Origin of the sequence: Streptomyces sp. NPDC000404, assembly GCF_040300365.1 — a bacterium.
Lineage (GTDB): Bacteria > Actinomycetota > Actinomycetes > Streptomycetales > Streptomycetaceae > Streptomyces > Streptomyces ramulosus.
Window position 1 is genome coordinate 257197 of record NZ_JBEPDN010000001.1, and the last position, 18351, is coordinate 275547.

Annotated in this window: 15 protein-coding genes; 2 read left to right on the forward strand and 13 right to left on the reverse strand. The window is 71.6% G+C overall.

Features of this window, described 5'->3' with window-relative positions; translation table 11 throughout:
* Nucleotides 1–35 precede the first annotated feature (35 nt).
* Nucleotides 36–1118 (forward strand): mechanosensitive ion channel family protein, encoded by a 1083-nt coding sequence (locus tag ABT345_RS01140; protein WP_345085034.1) that lies wholly within the window; start codon nucleotides 36–38, stop codon nucleotides 1116–1118.
* 44 nt (nucleotides 1119–1162) lie between these two features.
* Here the strand turns inward: ABT345_RS01140 and ABT345_RS01145 are convergent, their stop codons facing one another.
* The 4 genes from ABT345_RS01145 to ABT345_RS01160 all read right to left on the reverse strand — a co-directional run bounded on the left by ABT345_RS01145 (nucleotide 1163) and on the right by ABT345_RS01160 (nucleotide 5588).
* Nucleotides 1163–2770, reverse strand: coding sequence for a Na+/H+ antiporter (locus ABT345_RS01145; protein WP_345083211.1), 1608 nt, complete (start codon nucleotides 2768–2770; stop codon nucleotides 1163–1165).
* A 114-nt stretch (nucleotides 2771–2884) separates the two neighbouring features.
* Complete coding sequence (locus ABT345_RS01150) at nucleotides 2885–3826, reverse strand: RluA family pseudouridine synthase (protein ID WP_345083214.1); 942 nt, start codon at nucleotides 3824–3826, stop codon at nucleotides 2885–2887.
* 79 nt (nucleotides 3827–3905) lie between these two features.
* Nucleotides 3906–4508, reverse strand: coding sequence for a signal peptidase II (lspA, locus tag ABT345_RS01155; protein ID WP_345083217.1), 603 nt, complete (start codon nucleotides 4506–4508; stop codon nucleotides 3906–3908).
* 246 nt (nucleotides 4509–4754) lie between these two features.
* Complete coding sequence (locus tag ABT345_RS01160) at nucleotides 4755–5588, reverse strand: TraR/DksA family transcriptional regulator (RefSeq protein ID WP_345083220.1); 834 nt, start codon at nucleotides 5586–5588, stop codon at nucleotides 4755–4757.
* Between the two features lie 513 nt (nucleotides 5589–6101).
* Between ABT345_RS01160 and ileS the strand changes: the two genes are divergently transcribed.
* Entirely contained in the window at nucleotides 6102–9257 is a 3156-nt protein-coding gene (gene ileS / locus ABT345_RS01165) for an isoleucine--tRNA ligase (protein ID WP_345083223.1), read from the forward strand.
* 518 nt (nucleotides 9258–9775) lie between these two features.
* Here ileS and ABT345_RS01170 read toward each other — a convergent pair.
* From ABT345_RS01170 to ftsW, 9 genes are all read right to left on the reverse strand, one after another.
* Complete coding sequence (locus ABT345_RS01170; protein ID WP_345083226.1) at nucleotides 9776–10882, reverse strand: DivIVA domain-containing protein; 1107 nt, start codon at nucleotides 10880–10882, stop codon at nucleotides 9776–9778.
* A gap of 49 nt (nucleotides 10883–10931) precedes the next feature.
* Nucleotides 10932–11225, reverse strand: coding sequence for a YggT family protein (locus ABT345_RS01175; protein WP_030281716.1), 294 nt, complete (start codon nucleotides 11223–11225; stop codon nucleotides 10932–10934).
* A gap of 68 nt (nucleotides 11226–11293) precedes the next feature.
* Nucleotides 11294–11914, reverse strand: coding sequence for a cell division protein SepF (locus ABT345_RS01180; protein WP_030281718.1), 621 nt, complete (start codon nucleotides 11912–11914; stop codon nucleotides 11294–11296).
* A 124-nt stretch (nucleotides 11915–12038) separates the two neighbouring features.
* Nucleotides 12039–12758: a YggS family pyridoxal phosphate-dependent enzyme gene (locus ABT345_RS01185; protein ID WP_345083232.1), complete on the reverse strand. Its 720-nt coding sequence runs from the start codon at nucleotides 12756–12758 to the stop codon at nucleotides 12039–12041.
* Complete coding sequence (gene pgeF / locus ABT345_RS01190; protein WP_345083234.1) at nucleotides 12755–13492, reverse strand: peptidoglycan editing factor PgeF; 738 nt, start codon at nucleotides 13490–13492, stop codon at nucleotides 12755–12757. Before pgeF ends, ABT345_RS01185 begins: the two co-directional genes overlap by 4 nt.
* 13 nt (nucleotides 13493–13505) lie before the next feature.
* On the reverse strand, nucleotides 13506–14732 hold the full coding sequence (gene ftsZ, locus ABT345_RS01195) for a cell division protein FtsZ (protein ID WP_345083236.1): 1227 nt from the start codon (nucleotides 14730–14732) through the stop codon (nucleotides 13506–13508).
* 283 nt (nucleotides 14733–15015) lie between these two features.
* Entirely contained in the window at nucleotides 15016–15831 is an 816-nt protein-coding gene (locus tag ABT345_RS01200; RefSeq protein WP_386461321.1) for a cell division protein FtsQ/DivIB, read from the reverse strand.
* Between the two features lie 21 nt (nucleotides 15832–15852).
* Nucleotides 15853–16944 (reverse strand): undecaprenyldiphospho-muramoylpentapeptide beta-N-acetylglucosaminyltransferase, encoded by a 1092-nt coding sequence (gene murG, locus ABT345_RS01205; protein WP_345083238.1) that lies wholly within the window; start codon nucleotides 16942–16944, stop codon nucleotides 15853–15855.
* Nucleotides 16945–16950: 6 nt separating this feature from the next.
* A complete protein-coding gene (ftsW, locus tag ABT345_RS01210; RefSeq protein ID WP_345083240.1) occupies nucleotides 16951–18312 on the reverse strand; it encodes a putative lipid II flippase FtsW in 1362 nt (453 codons plus the stop codon).
* Nucleotides 18313–18351 lie beyond the last annotated feature (39 nt).

Below are 18351 nucleotides of genomic sequence, written 5' to 3' on the forward strand. Positions count from 1 at the left end.
GGCACCCCGAGCCGAGGAGGAATCGCGACGTGTCCCTGGAGGACGTCCTGCGCCCGCTGAGCGTCATCGGCGGTTCGGTCGTCGTCACGGCCGTCCTGGGCTGGCTCGCCGACCGCGTACTGCGCCGGATCGACGCCGCCCACCCGGAGACCCCGCTGTGGGAAGCGCTGCGGCGCTGCCGGATCCCGCTGCAGGTGCTGCTCTGCGCGGCGCTGCTGCGCGGGTCGTACGACGCGACCGGACTCGACCTGGTGCGCGACCACTCGGTGGGCATCGGCCGGGCGCTGACCCTGGTGCTGATCGCCGCGTCGGCGTGGCTGACGGTGCGCGCCGCGGCGGCCATCGTCCAGTCGTCGTACTCGCGCTACGCCGCCAACGCGCACGACGCGGCGCGGGTGCGGCGGGTGCGGACGCAGATCACGCTGATCCAGCGGGTGGTCAGCGCGATCGTGATCATCGTGGCGGCCGCGGCGATGCTGCTGACCTTCCCGGCGATGCGGGCGGTCGGCACCTCCGTCCTGGCCTCGGCCGGGCTGCTGGGCATCGTCGCCGGTGTCGCCGCCCAGTCCACGCTGGGCAACCTCTTCGCCGGGCTGCAGATCGCCTTCGGCGACATGGTCCGCATCGGCGACACGGTCGTGGTGGGCGGCGAGATGGGCACGATCGAGGAGATCACCCTGACCTTCCTGACCGTGCGGACCTGGGACGAGCGGCGGATCACCATGCCGGTGTCGTACTTCACCGGCACGCCGTTCGAGAACTGGTCGCGCGGCGGCGCCCAGCTGACCGGCACGGTCTTCCTCCACCTCGACCACACCGCGCCGCTGGAGAAGATGCGCGAGCAGCTGCACCAGATCCTCCAGGAGTGCCCGGAGTGGGACGGCCGCGCCTGGAGCCTGCTGGTGACGGACACCACGCCGTCGACGCTGGTGGTCCGCGCGCTGGTCACCGCCCGCGACTCGGACGCCCTGTGGCAGGTGCGCTGCCGGGTCCGCGAACGGCTGGTCACGTGGCTGGCGGCCGAGCACCCGTACGCGCTGCCCCGGGTCACCACCGCGGCGGCCCCCGCCGGCCGGCCCGCGGAGCTGGTCCGGCAGCACACCCCCGAGGAGCGCTGACCGCGCGGGGCCCGGCCCGTCGCCCGGGCCGGGCCCCGCGGTGATCAGTCGTGGACCTCCGGCGTGCTGCGCAGGCTGCGCATGTCGAGCTGGCGCAGCACCCGGTCGACGATCTCCGGGTCGGCACCCGGCTCGTTGCGGGCGGCGAGCACCTCGTGGCGCGCGGCCGAGAGCATCTCGTTCTGGATGCGCTGCACCTTCTTCATCCGGGTGATGCGCTTCTCGAAGTGCTCGCGCCGGTCGTCGTCGACGATGTCCGGCGCAATCCGCGCCCCGATGTCGTACGCCCGGCGGGCCAGCTGGTCGCTGACCTCCTCGGGCAGCTCCTCGACCTCCAGGATCTCCTTGAGGCGGTGCTTGGACGCCTTGATGACGCGGAGCGCCAGCGCCCGCTCCAGCTCCTCCTCGGCCTCCGTGTCGGCCTTCACCCGCAGCTTGCGCACCAGCCACGGCAGCGTCAGGCCCTGCACGATGAGGGTGGTGAGCACCACCGCGAAGGCGATGAAGAGGATCTCCTCACGCGCCGGGAAGTCCCCGCCGTCGTCGACGGTGTACGGGATGGCCAGCGCCAGCGCCACCGACGCCACCCCGCGCATCCCGGACCACCACATGATGATCGTCTCGCGCCAGGACGTCGGGATGTCCTCGTCGTAGTCGCGGCGCTTGTGCATCCGCTTCGCCAGCCAGGCGGCGGGCAGCAGCCACAGCAACCGGACGACGACGACCACCGCGACGACGGCGGCGCCGGCCCGCAGCAGCTCGGTCCAGTGGCCGGAGGCGGCGCTGACGACGTTGTGCAGCTCCAGGCCGATCAGCCCGAAGGCGACACCGGTGACGAGGGTGTCGACGATCTCCCAGAAGGTGTAGCCGGCCAGCCGGCCCATCACGTCGTCGGCGTCGACCGCGTACTCGGCGAGGAAGAGCGCGCAGGTCAGCACGGCCAGCACCCCGGAGCCGTGGAACTCCTCGGCGAGCACGTAGCCGACGAACGGGACCAGCAGCGTCAGGCCGATCTGGAGCGTCGGGTCGCCGAGTATGCCCATCAGCTTGTTGGCGACCCAGCCGATGACCAGGCCGACGGCGAGGGCGACGACGGCGGAGAGCACCAGCGAGCTGACGGCTCCCGGCGCGGAGAAGGTGCCGCTGACGGCCGCGGCGAGGGCGACGTGGTAGAGGACGATCGCGGTGACGTCGTTGAAGAGGCCCTCGCCCTCCAGGATGGAGACCATGCGGCGGGGCAGCCCCAGCTTGCCGGCGACCGCGGTCGCGGCGACCGGGTCGGGCGGGGCGACCAGCGCGCCGAGCACCACGGCGGCGGCCAGCGGCATCCCCGGCACCACGGCCTGGGCGACCGCCGCGACCGCCGCGGTGGTGGCGAAGACCAGCGCGACGGCCAGCAGGAAGATCGGGCGGATGTTCGCCGTGAACTGGCGCCAGGAGGTGCGCTGGACCGCCGCGTAGAGCAGCGGCGGCAGCACCAGCGGAAGGATGTACTCCGGCGGAATGTCGACGTTCGGAACGAATGGCAGGAGCGCGAGGACACCGCCGGCCAGGGTCATCAGCACCGGCGAGGGCAGGCCCAGCCGGTCACCCAGGGGGACCGTGACCACCGCCCCCAGCAAAAGCACGAACAGCAGGGCGAGCTGATCCACGGGGTTACGCTCCGGGGTCGAAACCGATCACTTTCCGCCCCAAGCCTGCCATGCCCGGACAGAAAGCGGACGGTCGCCTTCCGCTACTGACCGGACCCGGCGCCCGTCGGCCCGTCAGGAACTCTCGTCCCGCACGGTGTCCAGCGCCCGCTGGAGATCCTCGGGATAGGCGCTCTCGAACTCGACCCAGCGGCCGTCCGACGGGTGCTCGAAACCGAGCCGCATCGCGTGCAGCCACTGCCGGGTCAGCCCGAGCCGCTTGGCCATCGTCGGGTCCGCGCCGTAGGTCAGGTCGCCGACGCAGGGGTGGCGGTGGGCGGACATGTGCACCCGGATCTGGTGGGTGCGGCCGGTCTCCAGCTTGATGTCGAGGAGGCTGGCGGCGCGGTACGCCTCGATGAGGTCGTAGTGGGTGACCGACGCCTTGCCCTCGGCCGTCACCGCCCACTTGTAGTCGTGCTGCGGGTGGCGGCCGATCGGGGCGTCGATGGTGCCGCTCATCGGATCCGGGTGGCCCTGCACCAGCGCGTGGTAGCGCTTGTCGACCGTCCGCTCCCGGAACTGCTGCTTGAGCAGGGTGTAGGCGCGCTCGGACTTGGCGACGACCATCAGGCCGGAGGTGCCGACGTCCAGGCGGTGCACGATGCCCTGGCGCTCGGCGGCGCCGGAGGTGGAGATGCGGTAGCCGGCGGCGGCCAGTCCGCCGATGACGGTGGTACCCGTCCAGCCGGGGCTGGGGTGCGCGGCGACGCCGACGGGCTTGACGATCACCACGACGTCGTCGTCGTCATGGACGATCTCCATGCCCTCGACGGGCTCGGCGACGATCTCGACCGGCGCCGCCGCCTGCGGCATCTCGACCTCCAGCCAGGCGCCGCCGTGCACCCGCTCGGACTTCATCACCTCGGAGCCGTCGACCCGGACCTTGCCGGCGGCCGCCAGCTCGGCGGCCTTCGTACGGGAGAAGCCGAACATGCGGGCCAGCGCGGCGTCGACGCGCTCGCCCTCCAGGCCGTCCGGTACGGGCAGGGTGCGGATATCGGGAAGCGTGCTCACCCCACGAGTATGGCAGTCCGACCGGGGTGGCCCGCCCGGTGCCCGGCGGCGGGCGCCGGGGGCCCTTTCCGCAGGCGGTTCAGTCCTTGTGGACCGTGCCGTCCGGGTCCAGGCCCCGGAAGGAGAGGATCACGATCAGGATGCCGCCGCAGACGATCGCGGAGTCGGCGAGGTTGAAGACCGCGAAGTGCGCCGGGGCGATGAAGTCGACCACCGCGCCCTCGAAGACGCCCGGCGAGCGGAAGAGCCGGTCGGTGAGGTTGCCGAAGGCGCCGCCGAGCAGCAGCCCCAGCGCGATGGCCCACGGCAGGCTGTAGAGCTTGCGCGCGATGCGGAAGATCACCACGATCACCGCCACCGCGATGATGGTGAGGAAGATCGTCAGCGCCTCCCCCATGCTGAACGCCGCGCCGCGGTTGCGGATCACCTCGAACTGCAGCAGCGTCCCGATGACCTCGACCGGCGCATGGTGCTCCAGCTTCGCGACCACCAGCAGCTTGCTGCCCAGGTCCAGCAGGTAGGCGACGAGCGCGACCAGCAGCAGGGCCGGGATGCGCCGCTTGCCGCGGCTCTCACCCTGCTCCGGCTCCGCCGGACGTCCCCCCTCCGAACCCGCGTCGGACTCCGCCCCGGAACCCGATCCGGATTCCGGCGTACCGGTGATGCGTTCCGCCTCTGCCACTGTGTGCGTCCCTCAGCCCGTAGCGTCCCCGCCAGGCCACGCCTGGCTGAGGAACGAGGGTACGACACCCGCCCCGGGCAGCGGCCGGGCCGGGGTCACCGGGCAACGGCCGCCCGCGGGCCGGGGAGAGCGGGCCGGGCACGGAGCCGCACGGGGCGCGGCCGGCGGCCTCCGGCGGGCGAGGCGCCGGGCCCGCCCGCCGGGCGCATCCGGCCCTCTCGGGGGACGCCGCCCGCCCCGCTCCCCTCACCCCCGCCGTTCCTGCTTCTGCTTGCACTCCACGCAGAGGGTGGCCCGGGGGAACGCCTGCATCCGGGCCTTGCCGATCGGGTTGCCGCAGTTCTCGCAGAGGCCGTACGTGCCCGCGTCCAGGCGGCCCAGCGCGCGTTCGGTCTGGAGCAGCATCTCGCGGGCGTTGGAGGCCAGCGCCAGCTCGTGCTCGCGGGTGATGTTCTTGGTGCCGGTGTCCGCCTCGTCGTCGCCCGCGCCGTCCCCGGAGTCGCGCATCAGTCCCGCGATGGCGTCCTCGGAGGCGGCGATCTCGGCCCGCAGCCGCACCGCCTCAGCCAGCAGCCCGGTCCGCGCCTCGTCCACCTCCTGTGGCGTCCAGGGGTCCTCGCCCGGCCGGACGGCCAGGTCGTCGGGGGCGGCGGTGAGCGCCGCGGGTACCGCCGGTTTCGTGCCGTGCGCCGCCGTCGCGGCCGCGGTCTTCTTCGCCACCACCGTCTTGGCTCCCGTCTTCCTCGCCGCCGCCTTCGCGGCGGTCGCCTTCTTCGCCGGGGCCTTCGCCGCGGCCTTCTTCGCCGGGGCTTTCTTCGCCACGGCCTTCTTGACCTGAGCCTTCTTGACCTGGGCTTTCTTCGCCGCAGCCGTCTTGGCCGGGGCCTTCTTCGCCACGGCCTTCTTGGCCGCGGTCTTCTTGGCCGCGGTCTTCTTGGCCGCGGTCTTCTTCGCCGGGCCGGGCTCCTGGGGGGTCCCGGAAGCGGCCGCCCCGGCCTCCTGGGGAGCGGCGGGACGTGCCGTACCGGGCTCCTCGGCGGGTGCCGTGCTCTTCTTCGCGGCGGACTTCTTCGCCACCATGGCCGCGACCCCTTCACATATGTGATCTAGTTCGCGAATCGTGACGGGAACGATAAATCGCCGCACGAGGTGCGGCAATGGGACGCACCGCCCGTACCCCCGCTCCGCCCCCGCTTCCGCCCCGCCACCGCCCGGCCGGTCACGGGGCCCGGCCGCCCGCCGCCCGCCGCCGCGTTCGGGTGGGTTCCGGCGCCGGGCCGCCAGAAAACCGGTCGGGCCCCGTCCCCGCCGCCCCGTACACTGGGCGCAGCGACAGGCGTCGATGGGACGAGTAGCGTCGTAGGCAGCCAGCAGCGATCCGGGGACGGTGGGAGCCCGGAGGCGTGCGCGACGTGAAGATCACCCCGGAGCCGCCGGAAGAAAGCCCGCGCAGCGCCGTGGGCGAGTAGAACCGGCAGCGCGACCCCAATGAGGGGGCGGTGGCAGGCCACCGCCAAGGAGGGTGGTACCGCGGGAGCAGCGCTCTCGTCCCTCCGGACGGAGAACGCAGCAGGTGTCCGCCGGAGGAACCCGATGAGTGAGCAGCCGCAGTACCGCCAGGTGCCCGCGCAGGTCGACCTACCCGCCCTGGAGCACGCCGTGCTCGATTTCTGGCAGGAACAGAAGGTCTTCGCCCGCACCCTCCAGCAGTCCGAGGGCCGGCCCGAATGGGTCTTCTACGAGGGCCCGCCGACCGCCAACGGCATGCCCGGCGCCCACCACATCGAGGCCCGCGTCTTCAAGGACGTCTTCCCCCGCTTCCGCACGATGCAGGGCTACCACGTCGACCGCAAGGCCGGCTGGGACTGCCACGGCCTCCCCGTCGAGCTGGCCGTCGAGAAGGAACTGGGCTTCAACGGCAAGAAGGACATCGAGGCGTACGGCATCGCCGAGTTCAACGCCAAGTGCCGCGAGTCGGTGACCCGCCACACCGACGCCTTCGCCGAGCTCACGACCCGCATGGGGTACTGGACCGACCTCGACGCCCCGTACCGCACCATGGACCCCGACTACATCGAGTCGGTGTGGTGGTCGCTGAAGGAGATCTTCTCCAAGGGCCTGCTGGTCGAGGACCACCGCGTCGCCCCCTGGTGCCCCCGCTGCGGCACCGGCCTGTCCGACCACGAGCTGGCGCAGGGCTACGAAACGGTCGTCGACCCGTCCGTCTACGTCCGGCTGCCGCTGACCTCCGGCCCGCTCGCCGGCGAGGCCGCGCTCCTCATCTGGACGACCACGCCCTGGACACTGGTCTCCAACACCGCGGTCGCCGCCCACCCGGACGTCACCTACGTCGTCGCCACCGACGGCAAGGAGAAGCTGGTCGTCGCCGAGCCGCTGCTGGAGAAGGCGCTCGGCGAGGGCTGGAGCGCCACCGGCCAGTCGTTCACCGGCCGCGAGATGGAGCGCTGGGCCTACCGCCGCCCGTTCGACCTCGTCGAGCTGGAGGGCGCCAACTTCGTCGTCAACGCCGAGTACGTCACCACCGAGGACGGCACCGGCCTCGTCCACCAGGCCCCGGCCTTCGGCGAGGACGACCTCAAGGTCTGCAAGAGCTACGGCCTGCCGGTGGTCAACCCGGTCCGCCCCGACGGCACCTTCGCGGCCGAACTGCCGCTCGTCGGCGGCGAGTTCTTCAAGAAGGCCGACGAGGCGCTCGTCGCCGACCTCGACGCCCGCGGCCTGCTCTTCCGCCACCTCGCCTACGAGCACAGCTACCCGCACTGCTGGCGCTGCCACACCGCGCTGCTCTACTACGCGCAGCCGTCCTGGTACATCCGCACCACCGCCGTCAAGGACGCCCTGCTCCGCGAGAACGAGAACACCAACTGGTTCCCGGACTCCGTCAAGCACGGCCGGTTCGGCGACTGGCTGCAGAACAACATCGACTGGGCGCTGAGCCGCAACCGCTACTGGGGCACCCCGCTGCCCATCTGGCGCTGCGAGGAGGGCCACCTCACCTGCGTCGGCTCGCTCACCGAGCTGACCGAGCTGACCGGCACCGACCAGTCCGGCCTGGACCCGCACCGCCCGTTCATCGACGCCGTCACCTTCGGCTGCACCCACGAGGGCTGCGCGCTCACCGCCACCCGCGTGCCCGAGGTCATCGACGCCTGGTACGACTCGGGCTCGATGCCGTTCGCGCAGTGGGGCTACCCGTACCGCAACAAGGAACTCTTCGAGAAGCGCTACCCGGCGCAGTTCATCTCCGAGGCGATCGACCAGACCCGCGGCTGGTTCTACACGCTGATGGCCGTCGGCACCCTCGTCTTCGACAAGTCGTCGTACGAGAACGTCGTCTGCCTGGGCCACATCCTCGCCGAGGACGGCCGGAAGATGTCCAAGCACCTGGGCAACATCCTCCAGCCGATCCCGCTGATGGACCAGCACGGCGCCGACGCGGTCCGCTGGTTCATGGCGGCCGGCGGCTCGCCCTGGTCCGCCCGCCGGGTGGGCCACACCACCATCCAGGAAGTCGTCCGCAAGACCCTGCTGACGTACTGGAACACCGTCGCCTTCCAGGCGCTCTACGCCCGCACCTCGAACTGGGCGCCCTCCGCCGCCGACCCGGCCCCCGCCGAGCGCCCTCTGCTCGACCGCTGGCTGCTCGGCGAGCTGAACACCCTCGTCGAGGGCGTCACCGAGGCGCTGGAGGCGTACGACACCCAGCGCGCCGGCAAGCTGCTGTCATCCTTCGTCGACGACCTCTCCAACTGGTACGTGCGCCGCTCGCGCCGCCGCTTCTGGCAGGGCGAGCCGGCCGCGCTGCGCACCCTGCACGAGGTGGTCGAGACGGTGACGCGGCTGATGGCGCCGCTGACGCCGTTCATCACCGAGCGGGTCTGGCAGGACCTCGTCGTGCCGGTCACCCCGCAGGCGCCGGACTCCGTGCACCTGTCGTCGTGGCCGCTGGCCGACCCGGGGCTGATCGACCCGGAGCTGTCCGCGCAGATGCAGCTGGTGCGCCGGCTGGTCGAGCTGGGCCGGGCCACCCGCGCCGAGTCCGGTGTGAAGACGCGTCAGCCGCTGTCCCGCGCGCTGGTCGCGGCGCACGGCTTCGCCGCTCTCTCCGACGACCTGCGCGCGCAGATCGCCGAGGAGCTGAACGTCACCTCGCTCGCCGCCCTCTCCGACATGGGCGGTTCGCTGGTCGACACCTCCGCCAAGGCCAACTTCCGCGCGCTGGGCAAGCGGTTCGGCAAGGGCGTCCAGGCGGTCGCCAAGGCCGTCGCCGCCGCCGACGCCGCGGCGCTCTCGCTGGCGCTGCGCGACGGCGAGGCCACGGTCGAGGTCGACGGCGAGACCGTCACCCTCACCCCGGACGAGGTGATCATCACCGAGACCCCGCGCGAGGGCTGGTCGGTGGCGTCCGACGCCGGTGCGACCGTCGCGCTGGACCTGGAGATCACCCCGGAGCTGCGCCGCGCCGGTCTGGCCCGCGACGCGATCCGGCTCATCCAGGAGGCGCGCAAGAGCAGCGGTCTGGACGTCTCCGACCGGATCGCCCTGCGCTGGGAGACCGCCGACGCGGACCTCGGCACGGCCCTGGCCGAGCACGCCACCCTGATCGCCGACGAGGTGCTGGCCACCGCCTTCACCGCCGAAGCGGACGCGGCCGACGAGGCCGGCGCCTACGGCGAGCTGTTCACGGACGAGCCCCTGGGCCTCTCCTTCCGCCTCCGCAAGGCGTAACCCTCCCCGGCGGCACCGCCCGCCGTACGTCACCGGGCCCCCGGCACACCGCGCGTGTGCCGGGGGCCCGGCGCTTTTTCACACCACCGGGTGGCCGGCGCTTTCCCCGGCCCGCGAGGCCGAGGTGCCGGGGCTTGCCCCGGCCGGTCGGCCCGGTGCGATTTCCGGTCCGGCGGGGCCGCTACCGGTGCGATTTCCCGCCCGGCGTCGCCGCGCCACCCCGGGCCACCGCCCCCCGAAAGAGCGCCGCACGAACGGGGGACGGCACACCCGCCCCTGCTGACGACGCCTCGGCTGACCCGCCCTCACGGCGCCCGCAGGCAACGGGAACAGGACCACCGCCCCTCCGGCACACACCTCATCCGCGCAGGTCAGCGCCGCCCGATACCGCCCGACCCCGCCGCTGCGCACGGGCCACCGCATTCCGCGCACGCAAAAGGGCCGGGCCCCGGGGGAACATGTCCCTCGGGGCCCGGCCCTGATTGCCGAAACGTGTGCGACGCGGTGCGCCGGCTACGTCAGTTGTCGTCCTCGTCGATGAGGAAGCCGCGCATCGGCGACGGCGCCTGCCCCATCGGCTGCGGGCTCTGCGGCCGCACCGGAGCCATCGGCTGCGTCATCGCGGGCGCCATCTGCTGCTGCCCACCGTACGACGGACCGCCGCCGGAGCTGCCGTTGTGGCCGCCCATCGACTGACCGCCGCCCATGGTGTGGTTGCCACCGCCCATGGAGCCCGCACCGGCCGACGCCATCGAGGGCGACGGCGGCAGCGACGCGGTCGCCGGGGTCCGCGGCGGGGCCAGCGAGTCGTCCGCCTGGTTCTCCAGCTGACGCAGCTGGCTCTCCAGGTACGACTTCAGGCGGGTGCGGTACTCGCGCTCGAAGCCGCGCAGGTCCTCGACCTTGCGCTCCAGCGTGGCGCGGGCGGACTCCAGGGAGCCCATCGCGACGCGGTGCTTCTCCTGCGCGTCCCGCTCCAGCGCGTCGGCCTTGGCGCGGGCGTCCCGCTCCAGACCCTCGGCGCGCGAACGCGCCTCGCCGACAATCTTGTTGGCCTCGGAACGGGCCTCCGCGATCGCCTGGTCGGCGGTCTGCTGCGCCAGCGACAGCACGCGCGCCGCGCTGTCACCGCCGGGACCGCCCTGCGGCTGCCCGCCCTGGGGCAGCTGCTGCGGACCGCCGGGGCCGCCCATCGGGCCGCCACCCATCGGACCGCCGGGGCCCATCGGGCCGGGGCCGTGCGGACCGGCCTGCGGGCCGTGTCCACCGGGACCTGCGGGCAGCTGAGGTGCACCGCCGGGAAGCTGGGGAGGACCACCCATCCCCTGCTGCTGCGGCGGGACCGGCTGCGGACCCGATATGGCGGCGGGCACCGGTGCCCCTCCGCGCTGCTGCTGCTCCTGCTGCTGGTCGGGTCCCTTACGGAGACCCTGCTGCTGGTTCTGGGCGGCGGCTCGCGTGGCGGCGGCCAGCTTCGCGCGCAGATCCTCGTTCTCCCGCAGCAGACGGGTCAGTTCGGCTTCCACCTCGTCGAGGAAGGCATCGACCTCGTCCTCGTCATAGCCTTCTCGGAGGCGGACGGTTGTGAACTGCTTGTTCCGCACGTCCTCGGGGGTCAACGGCATCTCTACTTCACCTCAACGTAGTCGTCGGCAATCGGCAAGACCGTATCGTTCACACCAACAACACCGACCTCACGACGGTGATCAGGATGTATACGATGATCATCAATACGAAGAAGGACAGGTCAAGCGCCACGCCCCCGAGACGCAGCGGCGGGATGACCCGCCGCAGAAGCTTGAGTGGCGGATCGGTGATGGTGTAAGCGGCTTCGAGAATGACGACCATTGCCTTGCCGGGTTGCCATGAACGGGCGAACTGGAACACGTAGTCCATCACCAGCCGGAAGATCAACACGATCAGGAAGCAGTACAGCGCGATGTAGATCACCTGCCCAAAGACATTCATCTTCGCGCGTCCCTCTCCCCTGATCCCTCGTGTCGGCCTCGCGGCCTCGGTGTGCCCGGTGTTGCGTCTCAGCTCTGGTTGAAGAACCCACCCTCTGCGATACGGGCCTTGTCCTCCGCCGTGACATCGACGTTAGCAGGCGACAACAGGAACACCTTCTGCGTCACGCGCTCGATGCTGCCGTGCAGACCGAAGACTAGCCCGGCGGCAAAGTCGACAAGTCGCTTCGCGTCGGTGTCGTCCATCTCCGTGAGATTCATGATCACCGGAGTGCCCTCACGGAAGTGTTCCCCGATGGTACGGGCTTCGTTGTAGGTCCGGGGATGCAGTGTGGTGATGCGGTAAGGCTCCCGCTCGGACACAACTTTGGGCATGATCACCGGTGCGTTCTTCTCCAGATTCGGACGGTCGGGTGTGATGGATGCCACGGGGGCGATTCGGGCGGGTCGTCCGCTTTCCGCGGGCAGCGGAGTGGGCTCACGCTGCGCGGGCGGCTGAACGGATCTGACCGGCTCCTCCCGCTCCGGGCGTGTCTCCGGCTGCACTTGCTGCTGCTGCCGCCGTCCGCGGTCGGGCTCCGGATCGAGTTCGGGCTCGAACTCGTCATCGGGGTCGAACCCCCGGCCGTCGTACCCATCGTCCTCCACGAGGCCGAGGTAGACCGCCATCTTGCGCATCGCGCCGGCCATTCTCTGCGTCCTCCGCTCTGTGGTGGATCGGCTCCGTCACCGGGCGCCCTGGATCCACTGGGCCTGTCCCATTTCTTACGGGAATGACCATATTTTGTGCTGTGGTCCGACTTGCTTGGCGACGTTACCCGAGGCGTGGACGGACTCCGAGTACCGCAGTGCCGACGCGCACATGTGTCGCTCCGGCCGCCACGGCGTCCTCCAAGTCCGCGCTCATGCCTGCCGACACCATGGTGGCAGCAGGATAAGCGGCGCGCAGGTCGGTTGAGATTTCCATGAGCCGCTCGAACGCGGCCCGTTGGCGCCCGGCGTACGGCCCCGCCAGCGGTGCGACCGTCATCACGCCGTCCAGGCGCAGCCCTTGGGCGCCGTCGACCGCCGCGGCGAGCGCCGCGACCCCGTCCGGCGCCACCCCGCCGCGCTCGCCCCGCTCCCCCGCCTCCGCGTCCAGCGCCACCTGGATCAGGCACCCCATCTCCCGCTCCGCGCGCACCGCTTCCTTCGAGAGCGCGGTGACCAGACGGCCGCGGTCGACGGACTGGACGAGGCCGGCGTAGCGGGCGACCGAGCGGACCTTGTTGGTCTGCAATTGACCAACAAAATGCCAAGTCAGGGGCAGATCGGCACATTCGGCGGCTTTGGGTGCCGCGTCCTGATCGCGGTTCTCCGCGACCTGACGCACCCCCAGCTCGGCGAGCAGCCGCACATCGCTCGCCGGGTAGGTCTTGGTGACCACGATCAGCGTGACCTCGTCACGCCGGCGTCCGGCGGCGGCGCACGCGGCGGCGATGCGCTCCTCGACCCGCGCCAGATTGGCGGCCAGTTCCGTCTTGCGATCCGTCACAACGCGCCGTCCAGCCATACGTAGCTCGCGAGCCGCCCGGTGGTGCGGTCGCGCCGATAGGAGAAGTGGTCCGCCGATTCGATCGTGCAGATGTGGGAATCTTCACGGGCCGCCACGCCCGCGGCGGCGAGTTGGGCCGCGACGCCCGCGGTGACGTCCACCGCCGGCGTGCCCCACGAGGTGGTCGCCCATGCCTCGGGGACCACCGCCGCCACCTCGTCCCGCATCGCGGTGGGCACTTCGTAGCAGCGTCCGCACACGGACGGTCCGGTGTGGGCGGTGATCCGGTCGGGCCGCGCACCCAGTCCGGTCATGGCGCGGACCGTTTCGGGCACCACGCCGGCGACCATCCCGGGCCGCCCCGCGTGCGCCGCGCCGATGACCCCGGCGACCGGGTCGGCGAGGAGTACCGGGGTGCAGTCGGCGGTGAGCACCGCGAGGGCCAGGCCCCGACGGGTGGTCACCACCGCGTCCACGCACGGGATGTCGCCGTCGCGCCACGGCCCGTCGACCACGGCGACGTCCTTGCCGTGCACCTGGTTCATCCAGACCACGGAGTCCGGCGCGAGACCGAGCGCCCGGGCCGCGCGGGCGCGGTTCTCATGGACGGCCGCGGGGTCGTCACCGACCGCGCCGCCGAGATTGAGCTGATCGTACGGAGCGGCGCTCACCCCGCCCCACCTGTCGGTGAAGGCGAAGTGCGCGCCGCTCGCGTACCGCTGTTGCCCTATCACTGCTGTGCTTCGGCTACTTCAGGAAGTCGGGGACGTCCAGCTCCTCGGCCGCGGTGTCCGAGTACGGACGGGCCGGGGGCACCTGCGGGGTGGTGGGCTGGGACGACAGGACGTCGCTGAACGAGGAGGTCTCGGCCGGAGCCGGCTCCTCGTCCCGCACCGGCACCGCGCCCAGGCCGCCGAAGGACGACGACCGCGGCTCGGGCGGGGTGGCCGGGCGGCTAGGGGCCGGGGCCGGCTCCTCGCGCTTGGTCGAGGCGGAGCCGATGACCGTGTCGCGGCGGGCCGGCGGCTGACCGCCGTCGAAGCCCGCGGCGATGACGGTGACCCGCACCTCGTCGCCGAGCGCGTCGTCGATGACCGCGCCGAAGATGATGTTCGCCTCGGGGTGGGCCGCCTCGCTGACCAGCTGCGCGGCCTCGTTGATCTCGAAGAGACCGAGGTCGGAGCCGCCGGAGATGGAGAGCAGCACGCCGCGGGCGCCGTCGATGGACGCCTCCAGGAGCGGCGAGGAGATCGCCATCTCCGCGGCGGCCACCGCGCGGTCGTCGCCGCGCGCCGAGCCGATGCCCATGAGCGCCGAACCGGCCTCCGACATCACGGACTTGACGTCGGCGAAGTCGAGGTTGATCAGGCCGGGCGTGGTGATCAGGTCGGTGATGCCCTGGACACCGGAGAGCAGCACCTGGTCGGCCGACTTGAACGCATCCAGCACGCTCACCTGGCGGTCCGAGATGGACAGCAGGCGGTCGTTGGGGATGACGATGAGGGTGTCGACCTCTTCGCGGAGGCTGGCGATGCCGTCCTCGGCCTGGTTGGCCCGCCGGCGGCCCTCGAAGGTGAACGGCCGGGTGACCACACCGATCGTCAGGGCGCCCAGCGAACGGGCGATGTTGGCGACGACCGGGGCGCCGCCGGTGCCGGTGCCGCCGCCCTCGCCCGCGGTCACGAAGACCATGTCGGCCCCCTTGAGGACCTCCTCGATCTCCTCGCGGTGGTCCTCGGCCGCCTTGCGGCCGACGTCCGGGTTGGCGCCGGCGCCGAGTCCGCGGGTCATTTCGCGGCCGACGTCGAGCTTGACGTCGGCGTCGCTCATCAGCAACGCCTGCGCATCGGTGTTGATCGCGATGAACTCGACGCCCTTGAGCCCGACCTCGATCATCCGGTTGATGGCGTTCACGCCACCGCCGCCGATGCCGACGACCTTGATGACTGCGAGGTAGTTCTGCGGTGCTGCCACGTCGAAGGCCTCTCGCCTCGAGTTACGTGTCGCCGCCTCACATTCCTTGTGGACGCCGACTGATGCCGATGGGACGGTCCGTATTGCCGACCCGAACCCTAACGTTGAAGTTTAGGGTTACTTGTATCCGTGTTCCTTGGAAGCAAAGTCCCTTTGGAACGAGACACTAAGTCGACAAGTGGCGCACGTTCAACGAACACGCCGAACCTCCCGTTTTTCTTTTCACCCTATGTGATCACCCGCGGTGATAGCCATCCAGGGGGCTGGCCTGCGACAACGGCAGTCAACTCCCGGACACCGCGGGCGCACTGGGAACGGAGACATCGAAGTGGTGTGCGTCACGCGCGGCTTTGAGGAGAGCGGTCAGCACCGCGGCCTTCCGGGGACTGTTCTCCCCGCTCCCCCACACCACCGTGCGCTTCCCCGTCAGATCGAGTGTGATCGCATCGTACGACGTCACGCGCAGGGTTTTGACCTGATTGTGAAGGGTTTTGGGAAGGTCGGAGGCCACCTCGACCGCGGCCCGGCGCAGTCGGGCGGGGCCGAAACGGTCCAGGCTGGGGGCGTCGTCGGCGGCCAGCTGAAGTGCGGGAACGCCCTTGGGCGGCGCGGGGACGGTCGCGAAACGGACACCCTCGGCGTCGACTTCGACGTACTTGCCGCCCTCCGGCATGACCAGTTCCGGTTCCCTTTCGGTCACCTTCAGGGCGATCGTGTGCGGCCAGGAGCGGACCACGTCCACGGACTTGATCCGGGGCAGCCGGTGGCGCAGCCGGGCGGCGATCGCGTCGGTGTCGACCGACGCCAAAGGGGTGTGCAGCGGAACCGCGGCGGCCCGGACCACCTCGCCGGAGGTCAGCACCCGGGTGCCGGACGCCTTGACGCCCGACACCCGCAGCCAGTCCGAGCCGTAGAGGGCCCAGACGCCGAAGCCGCCGAGGAGCGCCAGGGTCAGAGTGATGATCAGACCGCGGCGTCCGGGGCGGCGGAAGGGGAGGCGTGGCCACAAGCGCCGTCCGGCGCGGGCCGGTTCGGCGGGGGCCCGGCCGGACGCCGGCGCCCCCTTGGTGCCGCTGCGGGCGGCGGTCGGTCCGGCCACGCTCCCCCTGCCTTTCGTCGTCTAGCTGTTCCGCTGGGCAATCGCCTCGTACACCATGCCGACGAGCAGCTCATCGGCGTCCCGGCGGCCGAACTCGGCGGCCGCGCGGGACATCTCGAACAGCCGGTGCGGGTCGGCGAGGACCGGCAGGACCGTGGACTGCACCCACTCCGGGGTCAGCTGGGCGTCGTCGACGAGGAGTCCGCCGCCGGCGTTGACCACCGGCTGGGCGTTCAGCCGCTGTTCGCCGTTGCCGATCGGCAGCGGGACGTAGGCGGCGGGGAGCCCGACGGCGGAGAGTTCGGCGACGGTCATCGCGCCCGCGCGGCAGAGCATCATGTCCGCCGCGGCGTAGGCGAGGTCCATCCGGTCCACGTACGGTACCGGGACATAGGGGGGCATGCCCGGCATGTTGTCGACCTGCGGCAGTTCGTTCTTCGGGCCGACCGCGTGCAGGACCTGGATGCCGGAGCGCTGGAGCGCCGGGACCGCCGCCTGGATGACCTCGTTGAGGCGGCGCGCGCCCTGGGAGCCGCCGGAGACCAGCAGCGTCGGGAGGTTGGGGTCGAGCCCGAACGCCGCGCGCGCCTCGGGACGGACGGCCGCCCGGTCGAGGGTGGCGATGGTGCGGCGCAGCGGAATGCCGACGTAGCGGGCGCCGCGCAGCTTGCTCTCCGGGGTGGAGACCGCGACGAACTTGGCGTACCGCGAGCCGATCTTGTTGGCCAGACCGGGGCGGGCGTTGGCCTCGTGGACGATGATCGGCACGCCCAGGCGCTTGGCGGCGAGGTAGCCGGGCAGGGCGACGTAGCCGCCGAAGCCGACGACGCAGTCCGCCTTCGTCCGCTCCAGGATCTGCTCGGCCGCCTTGATGGTGCCGCGCAGCCGCCCGGGGACGGTGATGAGTTCGGGGGTGGGCTTACGGGGCAGCGGTACGGCCGGGATCAGTCCCAGCTCGTAGCCGCGCTCCGGGACGAGCCGGGTCTCCAGACCGCGTTCCGTGCCGAGTGCCGTGATCCCCACGGTCGGGTCCTGCCTCCGCAGTGCGTCCGCGAGGGCGAGCGCGGGCTCGATGTGGCCGGCGGTCCCCCCACCGGCGAGTACGACATGCACCGAAATTCACCGCTCTCCGGACGGTCGCCTCGTGACGCGCCGTCTCATCGTCTTCCATCTCACCCCGGCCGGTTTCCTTCCGGAACCCGGCCGCCGCGTGGCCTGCGCGGCCAGTGCCGCCCGCGCCGCGGGCTCGTCACGCGCGAAGGCGATCAGCAGCCCGACGGCGAACATCGACGGCAGCAGGGCGGAGCCTCCGTAGGAGAACAGCGGGAGCGGGACGCCGGCGATCGGCAACAGGCCGAGCACCGCACCGATGTTGACCATGGTCTGGGCCATGATCCAGGTGGTCACACCTCCCGCGGCGTACCTCACGAAGGGGTCCTCCGTGCGTCCGGCCACGCGGATACCCGCATAGCCTAGAGCCGCGAACAGGGCGAGTACCGACAGCGTCCCCGCCAGTCCCAGTTCCTCCCCGGTGATGGCGAAGATGAAGTCGGTGTGCGGTTCAGGGAGTTCACCCCATTTTTCCATACTCGCGCCGAGCCCGGAACCGAAGAGTCCGCCGGAGGCCAGCGCGTAGATGCCGTGCACCGCCTGCCAGCACTGGTCGCTGGGGCCCGGATCGGTCGCGCCGATGCAGGCGAGACGGGACATCCGGTTGGCGCTGGTCTTGATCAGCAGGGCACCGATGACCGTAGCGGTGCCCAGGACGCCGGCGAACAGCCGGGTGGGGGCGCCCGCCAGCCACAGCAGCCCGAAGAGGATCGCCGTGAGAATGATCGCGGTGCCCATGTCGCCGCCGAGCATGATCAGCCCGAGCAGCAGGAAGGCGACCGGGATCAGCGGCACCAGCAGGTGCTTCCACTGCGTGAGCAGCTTCCGCTCCTGCTTGCGGGCGAGCAGATCGGCGCCCCACAGGACCAGCGCGAGCTTCCCGAACTCGCTCGGCTGCATCTGGAAGACGCCGCCGAGGTTGATCCAGTTCTGGTTGCCGTTGACCGCGACGCCGATCCCCGGCACCTGCACCAGGCACATCGCGAACACCGAGGCCGCCAGCAGCGGATAGGCGCACGCGCGGTGCAGCCGCACCGGCAGCCGGGCGGCGAGGTAGAGCAGCACCCCGCCGACGGCCGCGGCCATCAGCTGCTTGCGGAAGAAGAAGCTCGGCGCCAGCCCGGACTGCAGCGCCTTGATCTGCGAGGCCGAGTAGACCATCACCAGACCGAGGACGATGAGCAGCAGGCTGCCGCCGAGGATCAGGTAGTACGCCGTCAGCGGACGGTCCCAGGCCCGCCGGAGGCGGGCGTGGAACCGCCGCGGGGCGCCGCCGGCCGGGCGGCCGCCGCGCGGTGTCCGCGGAGTCCGCGGCGCGTTCACGGTGCGCCGCGGGCGCGGCGGCGCCGCCTTCGCCGATCGGGCCGTCATCTCGTCCCCTCCACAGTGCGGGCCGCAGATCCCCGACGG